At 32.8% G+C, this 13,595-nt stretch carries 8 protein-coding genes; 1 reads left to right on the top strand and 7 read right to left on the bottom strand.

Going from position 1 to position 13,595, the window contains the following annotated elements:
* Positions 1-28 precede the first annotated feature (28 nt).
* From D1816_RS23655 to D1816_RS23680, 6 genes are read right to left on the bottom strand one after another with little or no spacing between them, the layout of a single operon-like run.
* Positions 29-1,132 carry a mandelate racemase/muconate lactonizing enzyme family protein gene (locus D1816_RS23655; protein WP_118505954.1) on the bottom strand — a complete coding sequence of 368 codons (1,104 nt, stop codon included), beginning with the start codon at positions 1,130-1,132 and terminating at the stop codon, positions 29-31.
* A gap of 15 nt (positions 1,133-1,147) precedes the next feature.
* On the bottom strand, positions 1,148-2,599 hold the full coding sequence (gene aldA / locus D1816_RS23660) for an aldehyde dehydrogenase (protein ID WP_118505955.1): 1,452 nt from the start codon (positions 2,597-2,599) through the stop codon (positions 1,148-1,150).
* Positions 2,600-2,631: 32 nt separating this feature from the next.
* A complete protein-coding gene (locus D1816_RS23665; RefSeq protein WP_118505956.1) occupies positions 2,632-3,402 on the bottom strand; it encodes an SDR family NAD(P)-dependent oxidoreductase in 771 nt (256 codons plus the stop codon).
* A 41-nt stretch (positions 3,403-3,443) separates the two neighbouring features.
* Positions 3,444-4,442, bottom strand: coding sequence for a zinc-binding dehydrogenase (locus D1816_RS23670; RefSeq protein WP_240338676.1), 999 nt, complete (start codon positions 4,440-4,442; stop codon positions 3,444-3,446).
* Positions 4,443-4,462: 20 nt separating this feature from the next.
* A complete protein-coding gene (locus D1816_RS23675) occupies positions 4,463-5,752 on the bottom strand; it encodes a family 43 glycosylhydrolase (RefSeq protein WP_082832423.1) in 1,290 nt (429 codons plus the stop codon).
* Between the two features lie 27 nt (positions 5,753-5,779).
* The gene (locus tag D1816_RS23680) at positions 5,780-8,299 is read right to left on the bottom strand and encodes a glycoside hydrolase family 2 TIM barrel-domain containing protein (RefSeq protein ID WP_118505957.1); all 2,520 of its coding nucleotides are present in this window, start codon (positions 8,297-8,299) and stop codon (positions 5,780-5,782) included.
* A 341-nt stretch (positions 8,300-8,640) separates the two neighbouring features.
* Here D1816_RS23680 and D1816_RS23685 point away from each other — a divergent pair, with 341 nt between their 5' ends.
* Complete coding sequence (locus tag D1816_RS23685; RefSeq protein WP_082832422.1) at positions 8,641-10,254, top strand: hypothetical protein; 1,614 nt, start codon at positions 8,641-8,643, stop codon at positions 10,252-10,254.
* Between the two features lie 7 nt (positions 10,255-10,261).
* Here D1816_RS23685 and D1816_RS23690 read toward each other — a convergent pair whose 3' ends face one another.
* Complete coding sequence (locus D1816_RS23690; RefSeq protein ID WP_118505958.1) at positions 10,262-13,498, bottom strand: DUF1553 domain-containing protein; 3,237 nt, start codon at positions 13,496-13,498, stop codon at positions 10,262-10,264.
* Positions 13,499-13,595: the final 97 nt, after the last annotated feature.

Here is a 13,595-nt window from a genome sequence, read left to right on the forward strand (position 1 = left end):
AGTTATTGTGTTTTGTATTGAATAATTTTTAGTGTAATTCCTTTTTTTCAAAAGGAGTAAGTTTTTTCCAATCGAACACCACACCTACACCTGGAGTATCGGGGGCAATAGCTTTATGGTTTTTAACCACCAAAGGTCTGATGGTATATTCATCAATTGGAAAACTATGCACTTCTAACCAACCTGCATTTTCTTGTGAAGAAACCAAACTAACGTGAAGTTCTTGCATCCCATGAGAGCATACAGGAATATTATGTTCTTGAGCCAGTTTAGCTACCCTAAGCCATCCGGTAATTCCTCCACAATTGGATGCATCTGGTTGGATAAAGGCTAATTTGGATTGTTCGAAAGCATATTCAAATTCATGAATGGTATGTAGGTTTTCACCCATTGCTAATGGGAAACTTGTTCTGTTGACTATTTCTCCGTATCCCTTATAATTATCTGGTATTATAGGTTCTTCAAACCAGGTAATATTATATTCCCTAAATCTATTGATAGCTTCTATAGCTTTATCAATATTCATAGAATAATTGGCATCCACCATAAAAGTTATATCCGGACCAATGCAGTCTCTTACAGCTTTAATTCTTTCTATATCCTCATCTAGATTGTCTCTTCCTATTTTAATTTTTACAGCATTAAACCCTCTGGATAAATAGGTTTTCATGTTATTTAATAATTTATCTAAGGGAAACATTAAATCGATACCTCCGCAATATGCTTTGCAACTATTATTTGCTCCACCAGCAATTTTCCAAAGAGGTTGATCTAATTCTTTACAGTAAATATCCCAAAGGGCAATATCAATTACAGAAATTGCAAAAGAAGCAATACCACCTCGACCTACATAATGTATATGCCATTCTAGAAAATCATAGATACCTTCTATATCTGATCCATTTTTGCCTAGAAGTACATTTTTAAAATCATGCTCGATCATTGCCTTGATAGCATGACCTCCTTTTCCTCCGGTATAGGTGTAACCTGTACCTTCACTTCCATTTTTTAATGTTATCGTTGCCGTTACCAGCTCAAAATGATAGTGATCACCATGTTTGGCATCTGATAGAACTTCTGGTAGAGGGACTTCGAATAACCGAACATCAATATTTATAATTTCGTTATCCATTTGTGTATGTTATCTTTATTTGTAGTTGAGGTAAAAGGTTTTCTTTTCTAAATATTGCTCAAAACCATATTTACCGTCTTCACCGCCACTGCCGGATAATTTATAGCCGTTATGAAATCCTTGATGTTGTTCGCCGTGGCCTCTGTTTACATATATTTCTCCGTATTCTAATTCTTCATTACATCGCATAATGGTTTTCATATCTTTTGTGAATACCATAGCAGCCAAGCCATATTCACAATCATTTGCATAGTGTATGGCTTCATCAAAGGTTTTAAATTTTAGAACGGGTAGGATAGGACCAAATGATTCTTCATGAACAATAGTCATATTTTGTTTTACATTAGTAAGTACAGTTGGTTCAAACCAATATCCCTTTTCGAATTGAGCTCCTTTAGGTCGTTTACCACCCGTAGCAATAGTGGCTCCTTCTTGTAGACTAACTTCTACCAAATGCTCCATATGCTTTAATTCTGAAGCATTTACTTTGGGGCCCATATCCGAATCTTCTAACATGGGATCTCCTATTTTAAGAGCTTTTGTAGCTGCGATAAATTTATCCATAAATTTATCATAGATATCTTCGTGTACATACATACGTTCATTACAGGTACAAACCTGACCACAGTTATCAAAACGCGAATGTAGGGCAGAGATCACGGCAGCATCAATATCTGCATCTTTGAATACTATGAAAGGAGCTTTTCCTCCAAGTTCTAACTGTACATGAGTTAGGTTTTGAGCTGCGTTTTTGGCAATTTGTTGACCAACAGGAGTAGACCCGGTCATTGTAACCATTTTGGTAATAGGATGTTCTACCAAAGCATTACCCATCGCGCGTCCAGGTCCGGTAACAATATTAATAACTCCATCAGGAATTCCTACTTCTTTGGCAATATATCCTAGCTCTAATGTTGCCAACGGGGTCTCAGAAGTTGGTTTTATTACAATTGTATTGCCAGCAACTAAAGCTGGGCCTAGTTTTCTGGCCGCTAATGCCAATGGGAAATTCCAAGCTGTAATAGCAACGATTACACCTCTTGGTACTTTTTGAATCCATATTTGTTCATCTGCATTGTCTGAAGGTAAAATATCACCTTCGATTCTTCTGGCCCATTCACAAGCATATTGAATAAAAGAAGCAGTAACTTCTACCTCCATACGGGCTACTTTAAGTAATTTTCCTTGTTCTTTTACTAATAATTCTGCTAAGTACTCTTTTTTTGCTAGTATCTGATCGGCAAATTTATATAGTAATTCGGCTCTTTGTCGAGCCGGAGTTTTTTTCCAGGATTTAAATGCTTTATCAGCCGCTTCAAGGGCATTAATGCCTTCTTGCGGAGTTCCATTTTGAATGGTAGCTACAATTTCTTCTGTTGAAGGGTTAATAACATCAATAGTTTCATTAGATGTTGAGGTCACCCATTTTCCATTAATAAATAGTAAATATTCTTTTATAGTGCTCATTTTTATCTTGTATTTCTGATGTTGTTACTTAATTATCTTCCCATCCATCCACCGTCAACCACTGTGATTGAACCATTCATGTAACTTGCCGCTTCTGAGGCTAAAAACACTACGGGACCTGCAAAGTCCTGAGGTTCACCCCATCTGCCAGAAGGAATTCTAGAAAGGATAGAAGAAGCTCTATTGGGGTCATTTCTTAAAGCTTCTGTATTGTCTGTTGCGATATAACCTGGCGCGATTGCATTTACATTTACACCTTTTCCAGCCCATTCATTAGCAAAAGCCATTGTCATTTGACCAATTGCTCCTTTACTAGCGGCATATCCAGGCACAGTGATTCCTCCTTGAAAGGTTAATAAGGATGCCGTAAATATAATTTTACCATTTCCTCTATTGATCATTTCTTTTCCAATTTCTCTGGTAAGAATAAATTGAGCATTTTGATTTACTTCAATTACTTTATCCCAGTATTCATCAGAATGTTCTACGGCAGGGGCTCTCAATATTGTTCCTGCATTATTAACTAAAATATCGATGACAGGAAAGTCTGATTTGACTTGATTGATGAATTTATACAAAGATTTTCTGTCAGAAAAGTCACATTGATAGGCTTTGAAATTTTTTCCGATTGCAGTTATTTCTTGTTCTATTTCACTTCCTTTTTTTTCTAAACTTGCAGAAACACCAATAATGTTTGCACCCGCTTCTGCTAGACCAATAGCCATAGCTTTTCCTATTCCTCTTTTACAACCTGTTACTAGGGCAGTTTTTCCTTCTAAACTAAATTTATTTAAAACACTCATTAATTTTGTATTGTTGGTTTATGTTTACAATTGGCAATCCATTAATATTTTAAGACCATCAGGTTTTTTATCGATATTTTCAAATACTTCCTGTATTTTACTAAGGGTTGTATATCAGTAATTAATTGTTCAAAGGGGAGTTGGTTATCTGTAATTAATTGAATCGATTTTTCGTAGTCTTCTTTTTCATATACTCTCGCTCCTATAAGTTTGAGTTCTTTCCAAAAGAATTTGAATAAATCAATGTTTTTCTTTTCGCCGTGTATTGCTACCATTACGATTCTTCCTCTAATTCCTGCAATTTCTGTCATGACATCAAGTGCGGGTTGCACACCAGCGACTTCAAAAACTACATCGGCTAATCGTCCTTCTGTTTTTTCTTTAACATATTGTATCAGATCTGTATGTGTAGGGTTTACAACATCAAAACCGAGATCTTGAGCTTTACTTATTCTTACAGGATTGATTTCTGATATAATTACGTTTGCACCAGTATTTTTAGCTACCATAGCAACTAGTAATCCAATAGGTCCTCCTCCCAATACAACAGCAGTTTCCTTATGTTTTAATTGACTTAATCTCACATCATGTACAGCCACAGAAAGTGGTTCTATGAGCGCAGCAAGTTTTAAATCTGTAGTAGTTTTTAGTTTGTGAAGTGTAAATGCAGGTACATTCCAATATTGTTGCATAGATCCAGGACTATCAATACCAATAAATTTTAGATCTTCGCAGATATGATTAAATCCTTTATCTGAAGGTTTAACGCCTCTATCATCTAAAGGCCTAACGACTACTTTGTCGCCGACTTTATATGTTGTTACATTGTCTCCTACGGCATCAATGGTGCCTGACATTTCATGACCAATAGTAATCGGAAAATTTACTCTTTTATCCATCATACCATGATAGATATGGACGTCAGTTCCGCATACCCCTGAATAAGCGACTTTAATGCGTACATCATCTTTTGCAGGAGCTTCAACTTCTGTTTCAATTACATTGAAGGTTTTATTACCCTCGTATCTAGTTGCTTTCAATGTTATATATATTAAATTACTTAATTATCTTTTTGTATTGTTTCTTTTTTCTTTCCATTTGGTTTTTTAGCTCCTCTGGCTACATGTGATGATTTTCTATAGGAATCAAAACGCATAATACTCTGTTCATGCCAGTTGTTGTATACATGAGATAGTCCCCAATCAAAAATCTGAGTTGGATTACCTTTTGGAGCTTCTAGTGTCCTGTTTAGTCCAATTGCGTGAGGCATATTTGCTCCTTTTACAGCACCTTTTATTTCAAAGTTTATTCCATCTGGTGACCATTGTAATGTATTTCTTTCAGGACCATCTGTAGTGATTAGTGAGGCAATACCGCCTTGTGTTGGCCAAACGCAAATTTCATGGCCCGAATTAGAGATAGGGTTATACTTTGATTTTATATAAGGACCTTTGGGGGTATCAGCTATCGCAACACCATGACGGATTTGGCGTCCTCCAAATAATATTTCTTCTCCCATTTGTTCTCCTTTGTAATACAAGTAAAATTTACCTTTAAAAGGTACTATGCAGGGGTCATGAACTTTGTGAGAGTCAAAATCTCCTTTTTTTTCGACTAAGAATCTATTTTGTTCAGTTCCTTGCCATATTCCATTATCAGCAGGCTTTAGAATTGGTTCTACACTTTTTGTCCAAGGACCATCGGGTGAATTAGACCAAGCCAGACCTACTTGATTCTTCACTCTTACATTATAAGGTGACTTTACTGTTTGATAGCATAGGTAATACATACCTTCATGCTTCATAATTTCAACGGTAAACACTGATCTGTCATCGTACGATCCTTTTTCTCCACGAGGTACGGCTATTCCTTGTTCTTTCCATGTCCAACCATCCTCTGACGTGGCGTACCAGATATCACATCGATCCCAGGGAAACACTTTATCATTTTCAATATCTCCTCCAAAACCATCTGTTTTACCAATGCTTTTTGAGTACCAGACATAGTATTTTCCATTTTCTTTGATCATAGCCGATGGATCGCGACGTACAATACCTTTTTCATAAGCTAAATCTCCTTTTAAGGGTTTCATTGCATTAAAAACCCGATACCAATCATTTTCGACATATTTCCATTGTAATGCTCTTTTTGAAGCAGCACTTAGATAATCTTTATTGGTAATACCAAATCGATCTAATTTTTCTTTAGATAGGTCTAATTTTGGTTCACTTGTTTTTTCTTCGGTATTATTTTTTCTTGTTATTTCTGGTTGCGTTTCCTTTTGTTTATTGCAGGCATTTAATAAGAAAAGAGATAAGCTGTATAAGATAATTTTATAACTTAAGTTCATAAGAAAATTTAGTTTTTGAGTTTTTATTTAATCAATGGCAATATGGATATCATTACTAGATAATTTTTTAGAAACAGCCTTAATTGTTACGTTAGATTTTTGTGTTGTTGATTGTGCAAGGAGTAAACATCTTCCTTTGTGGGTTATGATTTCATTTGATTGATAATCTTGAATGTTACTGGCAGATCCGTTATCAACACCTAGAATCTTGGTTTTGCCATCAACAATAAAGCTAATTTTTTCATTGCTGGTTGTAACTGGATTTCCTTTTTTATCAATCAATTGGGCAACTATATGAGCAGTAGTATATCCATCTGCTTTTAATACTGTTTTGTCTGTTGTAAGTTTTATACTGTCGGCCGCATCAGATGTATTAATGGTTTCTATTTGTTGTATTTCTCCATTTTTAGATCCTACAACTTTTAATTCCCCTCGGGTATATGGAACAATCCATTTGTATATTCTATCTTCAAAATTTATGAGTTTTTTAGATCCTAAACTTTCTCCATTAAGACATAATTCGATTTCATCACAGTTAGAATATACCTCTACAATGATTTTGTCTTTTTCAGTATAATTCCAATGATTATTTACATCGTGCCAAACCCAAAGAGCTGTTTTCCAGGCATCTTTTGTTTTTTCTTTAGGTTCTCCATCTTTTCCTATTTTGTAAATTGATTTATCAAGTATCTGTGTGGTAGCATAAATATGAGGGTCTTTATTCCATAATGTTTTTATCATATGATAGGAGGGTTTTTCAAAACCTGCTAGATCTAACATTCCGCTAGGAGTTGCTTTTCTAGGCCATTGGTTGTTTGATTCACCCATATAATCGATCCCGGTCCATAAAAATGTTCCAGAAATAAATGGCCGTTCTTCAATGGCTTTCCATTCATGCCATTGCACAAGGTTCTCGGTTCCCATTATGGGCTTATTAGGATAGTTTTTATGGCCATAGTCATATAAAATTCTTCTATAACTATATCCTACTACATCTAATGCATCTGCATAACCAGATAGGTGACTAGCTGAGGGTAAAATACAATTTGCCGTTATATAACGGGTGGTATCTAGTTCTCTAGTCCACGTGGCTAGTTTCTTGGCAGTTTCACCAATGTCATAGGCTCCTTTGGGTAGGGTTTTTAATTTTTCTGTGATTTGTTCTACTGTGTGGGGAGGTTCTTCCCAAAAATAATTACCGTCCCAATTTATATTATTAAAAAAACCTGTAGCGTTAGCGTTTCTTGGGTATGTCCATTCAATTTCATTACCGATACTCCATTGAAAAATAGAAGGATGATTACGGTGTGCTAACATAGTGTTTTTAAGATCTTTCTCTGCCCATTTTTGAAAATGTTGAGTATAACCTCTGGTGATTGAATCTATACTTTTTTCGTTTGTGTTTAATCGTTTATCTTTTGGGTTATCCCATTCGTCAAAAAATTCATCTTGAACTAAGAATCCCATTTCATCACATAAATCTAAAAACTCTTGTGAACCAGGGTTGTGCGCTATTCTTATGGCATTACATCCGGCATCTTTAAGTTTTTGTAATCGTCTACGCCAAATATCTTTGGGTACAGCCGCACCAACAATCCCACCATCATGATGAAGACAGACTCCTTTTATAGGAGTATTGATATCATTTAGGAAAAACCCCTTGTTAGCATCAAATTTTATTTTTCTAATACCAAAAGAAACCTGATTTTTATCTAGAACAATACCTTCTTGAACTAATGTAATAGTGGCCTTATACATTCTTGGTGATGCGATGTCCCATAAATATGGTTTAGGTATAGAAAGGGTACTTTCTAGATTGATTTGCTGATGTGCTTTTACATTGTATTTTTTTGAATAATCAGATACAAGTTTAGTGTTATCATCATAAATCTGAATTTGTAGGTCAAAATTTTGTTCTGATTGATTATTATTTTTTACTAATGTTTTTAAATGTGTCGTAGTGATATCTTTGGAAATACTTGGGGTAGTAATAAAAATACCCCATATTGGAACATGAAGATTATTTTTATGAATAAGTTTTACATTTCTATAAATCCCAGATCCAGTATACCAACGACTATCTACATATCTACTATGATCTACTTTAACTTTAATAGTATTTAGAGAGTCATTATTTCTCAAGGTTTTTGTAATATCAAAAAAGAAAGGAGAATATCCGTATGGATGTGATCCTAGTAATTGATTATTAATATGAACTTCGGTATTGTTATAAACCCCATCAAATAAAAGATATGTTGTTTTAGAGTTGTCTTTATTTAATAAAAAGTTCTTTTGATATAATCCAATACCTCCTGGTAAATATCCAGTTGCCCCTTCTTTGCTAGCATCAAATGAAAAACTAACGCTCCAATCATGTGGTAATCTAATTTTTTTCCAATCTGGTTTCTCTTTTTTTTCTGATTTTTCTAGAAGCCTAAATTCCCAATTGTAGTTGAAATCATGATTTCCAATTTTTGAATAGTTTTGAGCATTACTTTCCAAGAATAAGAATACTAAAAGTAATGCAAGAACAGGTCTTAATAACATATGTAAATTATAGAATAAATTTTCTTACAAAGATCAATACTAATCGCGTAATCTTGTTTTAACTACAACTAGACATAAACTAGACAATTTAATCTAACTCTTGTAAATAACTAGACAAAAACTCTATTTTTGACATCAAGCATTGTCTTAAGGTAATTTTTTTTTAATAATTTTTGTTAATTTATAAGAAATAGACACTATTCTTCATTGTTTTTGGGTAATACAATAAAGTTTAAGTAAGCCATGTATTGTTAGATATGATTTTTTGGTTTTGTGTTCAAAACATAAAACCATGTAATTGTAGATGATAAAAAGTCAAAAAATATTGTAAGAATCAAATGATGAAGAAATTATTATTGGTATTTAATTTTCTAATTATTCTATTGTTCCAGAATTTTTCATCTGGACAAATACCATATCAGACAAATAAATATTTAGAAGAAGCTCGAAAAAATAAATTTGTGAATTTCGAGAAAGCTGTACATAATTATGAAAAAAGTATAGCATATTTTACATACAAAAAAGATACATTAAACCTTATTAATAGCATTCATGAATTATCTGAATTGTATGGGCATAATCTAAACTATGGTAAATCATATGATGGGTATTGGAAAGCGTTATTTTTAGCAGAAGAAAGTAATGATGAATTTTCTAAATCTAGAGTGTATCAATCCTTAGGTTGGTTATATAGTTTCTACAACCGAAACAAAAAAGCACTAGAGAATTTTGATAAAGCTTTAGATATTAGTAAAAAACTTTACCTAAAAAAAGAGATTGATGAAGGTTATCTTATCAGTGATTATTTTTCCAAAGCAAATTTTTATAGATATAATAGAGATTTTGAAACTGCAAGGAAATATGTGGATAGTTGTTTTATTTATTTTAAATCTAAAAATAATCAAACTCAAAATTATTTTTTAGAATCTGAACGAGGTTTTTTATTAGCTATAGATGGTCAATTTGATACTTCGGAAAAGATTTTAAATGAGTCCTACACCTATTTTAAAGAAAACAACGAATCGTATTTGGTTATTGTACATTACTTTTTTGCACAGTTGTATCAGATCAAAGGAGCACTTAAAAAAAGTAAGTATCATTATCTAAAATCTCTTGAATTATCAAGTAAGTATAATAGCCATATGAATTATCAAATTATAAATCATAAGGAATTATCAACAATATATTATGATTCTAAAGAGTATAAAGACGCTTTTTTCCATATAAATAAAGCCATTGGTTTAGAAAACAAAATATTTGGTATAAATAGTAAAAACAATGAATATTTATTTGAAATTAAGGATAAATATCGCTTACAAAAAACCGAACAAGAACAGATACTAAAAGAACAAAGGTTACTAAAACTAGAGCATAAACAAAAACTATCTAGGTTAAGATCTATTCTATTATTTATAACATTATTTTTCTTAATAATTTTTGGTTTCATGGTGTTCAAAAATTTAAAGAGAAGGCATAAAAGAGAAAAGATTTTATTAAAACAAAAGCAGAAGATTAAACTTAAAGAGAATAAAAAGGCAATTGATTTAAAAAATAAAGAACTTGCAAAATCAGCATTACAGCTTATTGAAAAGGATGAGTTTATTGCAGGTTTAAAAAATGCACTTACAGAAAACAAAGAAGAGTTAAATTCGACTACAATAAATAAAGTAATAAAATCTATTCAATCTGGAGTAGGGAGTAACTGGAAAGAATTTGAAGCCCGATTTATCGATATTAATCAAGATTTTTATAAAAATATAAAACAAGATTTTCCTCCATTAACTCAAACAGATTTAAAGATCTGTGCATTAATAAAGCTTAATTTTTCTAGTAAGGATATGTCTTCACTTTTAGGAATCTCTATAGAAAGTGTGCATACTTCTAGATATCGATTAAGAAAAAAATTAAAATTAGACAGAAATGATAATTTGGTAGAATTTGTATCTAAGTATTAAAACATTATTACCTTTTTGTTATAGTAGCATCCAAATTCATTATGGTACTAGCTATTACTGCATTTGCTGCTATTAAAGGTAAATTATCGTCTTTAAGGATTTGAAAATCTCCAGAACTTATCCAACCTTTAGTTTTATCAGTATTTTCTTTGAATTTCTCATATTCTTTCTGTTGAAAAGACATTAAAATTTGTAATTCTTTATCAGAGATAGTTTTTCCGGTTAACTTTATATAGGTGTCTTTTATACCTTCCTCAATACTCGAGAATTTGGTCATATTTTTACCGATTACTTTTGCTGCTTCTAAATAAGTTGGGTCATTAAGTAATACTAAAGCTTGCAATGGGGTATTTGTTTCTTGTCTTCTGGTAGTACAGATATCTCTATTTGCAGCATCAAATGTTCCAATAGTAGGATTTGGAGCTGTTCTTTTCCAAATAGTGTATAAACTTCGTCTGTATAATTTTTTACCAGAATCTTTTTTATACGGTAAGTGTGTCATAATCCATAATCCGTCTGGTTGATAAGGTTTTACACTTTCGCCTCCTATTTCTTTATTTAGTATACCACTAGCAAGTAATGCATTATCTCTTAGCATTTCTCCTGATAATCGTTTAGAAGGGCCTCGAGCCAATAATTTATTATAAGGGTCTAGTTCTCTGATTTGATTTGAGGCTTTAGAATCTTGTTGATAGGTATTAGACATGACTATTAACTTATTCAATTTTTTAAGGTCCCATTTGGATTGCATAAATTCATTTGCAAGCCAATCAAGCAATTCGGGATGGGTGGGTAGCGAACCTTGATTCCCAAAATCTTCAGATGTTTCTACGATACCAGCACCAAAGAAATTTTGCCAATACCTATTTACCGCTACTCTTGCTGTTAAAGGATGTTTGGGATTCATAAGCCATTTGGCAAGACCTAATCTGTTTTTGGGTAAATCTTTTGGCATAGAGGGGAGGCTTTCTGGAGTATTAGAAAAGACCTCTTCTCCAGGAGAGTCATACTGGCCTCTTTCTAAAATATATGTTTTACGTAATTTTGGGGTTTCTTTCATAACCATGACTTCTTGAATGTCATTCACACTGTCGGCATACATGGTTCTAAGTTTTTGAAGTGAGGATTTGGTTTCTTTTGTAGACTTAGATTTAGATGATAAATAGTATTTTTTTAGGTTGTTAAATTCTTCTTTCGAAAGTTCATTATTGGATTTGTTTAGAATTGAACTTAGAGATTCTTTATCTGCTATTTTTAAGATTTCGATTTGGGTTAATTCTTTATCAAAAATAAAGAGTTCATCTAGTATAGCTTTGGCTATACCTTTTCCTCTCCATCTTGCTCCTAATTGTAGACCAGGTTCTATAGGTTTAGAATAGATGTAGTCTTCAAAATTATGAAATACAATGTCTTTGTATAGGTTATCTATCTTTATTTTTGACTCCATTTCCTTACCATTTAGATAGACTTTAAGACCACTAGCTTTGCTAGAGCCATCATATGTAAGTGTGAGTTGTATCCATTGATCTCTAGGCACTTTCTCTTTTGTTAGTTCTACGATAGCATTATCTGGCCATACATGGGCCAAAAGTAGTTCCAGAGTATTGTCTTCTTTTATAGCAAGATGATATCCTCTATAGCTATGCAGACGTGTGCCTTGTCCTTTATGAAAAATGACTCCTTCTTTAAGGTCTCTAGGGATGAAAATACGTAATCCAATACTAAAAGCTTCGCTTCGCTGAAAAATTCCTATTTTATCTAAATCAAGCCACGAATCCCCATCAAATTGTAGACCTCTACCAGAATAACCTTCTTTTAGAATAACGTTTTGATTGGTTGTGAATTGGGTTTTTATAATACCCTTTTGTTGATGATTTAGTTTATTTGAGATGTTTTCGTTTTCAAAGTCAAAATATGCTAAAAGATGCTTTCTGTCTTTAAATGAATCAATTTTGTACTTCTCTTCTGAGATCCATTTTTTTACATGATCTAATTCATTAGTTTTTACATTTTCAAGTTCTTTTTCTTGTTCTTGAATCAAACTGTCAATGTATGTAGCCATTTTTTCTTCATCCTGAGTAGGCAGAAGTAGTGTTGGTACAGGTGTTGACCAATCCCAAGGGATTTGACCAGATTCGTTTACCTGATTAAAAAAACTATATAACTCAAAATAATTTTTTTGCGAGATAGGATCATATTTATGATCATGGCATTTGGCACAAGCTACAGTTAACCCCATAATTCCTTGACCTACGACGTTTGTTCTATCTGCTACATATTCGGACCTAAATTCTTCATCAATAATACCCCCTTCTAAATTTTGAGGATGTAAACGATTAAAACCAGTGGCCAATATTTGTTCTTTTGTAGGATTCTCCAATAAATCACCAGCCAATTGCCAAGTAACAAATTGATCATACGGCATATTCTGATTAAAAGATTTTATCACCCAATCTCTCCAGGGGCTCATATCTCGATATCGATCTACAAAATACCCATGAGTATCCGCATATCTGGCTAAATCTAACCAATCTATTGCCATTTTTTCTCCGTAATGTGGTGATGCTAACAATCGATCTACTTGTTTTTCATAAGCATTTTGAGAAGTATCATTTGTAAATGTTAAGATTTCTTTCTTGGTTGGTGGTAAACCTGTGAGATCTAAAGATACCCGTCGAAGTAATAATTCTTTTGTAGATTTTTTTGCAGGGGTAATATTTTGTTGTTCTAATTTTTTGAGAATAAAATTATCGATAGGATTTGAAGGATTGTATTTTTTATCTATTTGCGGAATTTTAGGTTCAACAACAGGAATAAAAGCCCAATGATCCTTATACTCGGCCCCTTGATCTATCCATTTTATTAGTATTGCTTTTTCGTTGGCAGTTAAAGTAAGATAAGAACCTGGTGTAGGCATAATTAAATTAGGGTCTTGTGACAAAATTCTATGAAAAACCTCGGATTTTTTTAAATTTCCAGGATCTATTGCAAATTTACCTGGTGATTCTGGTAGCTCTAAGAAAGCGGTTTCTGGAGTATGTAATTGTAGTCCAGCAGAAACCTTTGCTTTATCTGGTCCATGACAAATAAAACATTTATCAGATAGAATAGGTTTTACGTGAATATTGTAATCTATGTTTTTTGGTAAACTCTTGTATGATATTTCTACTTCTTCTGGTAAAGAAGGATGACAACCTATATGTATTAAAATTAAGCAGGATATAAGAAGAAATCTTATTTTCATAATTAATTGCTTTTCGATAATATTTTGATCTCAAAATTAAGATATCGAATAGCTCAATATGGTTTTTCTAACTAGACAAAAACTGTACAATAACCGT

It is taken from the genome of Aquimarina sp. AD10 (assembly GCF_003443715.1).
In the GTDB taxonomy this organism is placed as follows: domain Bacteria; phylum Bacteroidota; class Bacteroidia; order Flavobacteriales; family Flavobacteriaceae; genus Aquimarina; species Aquimarina aggregata.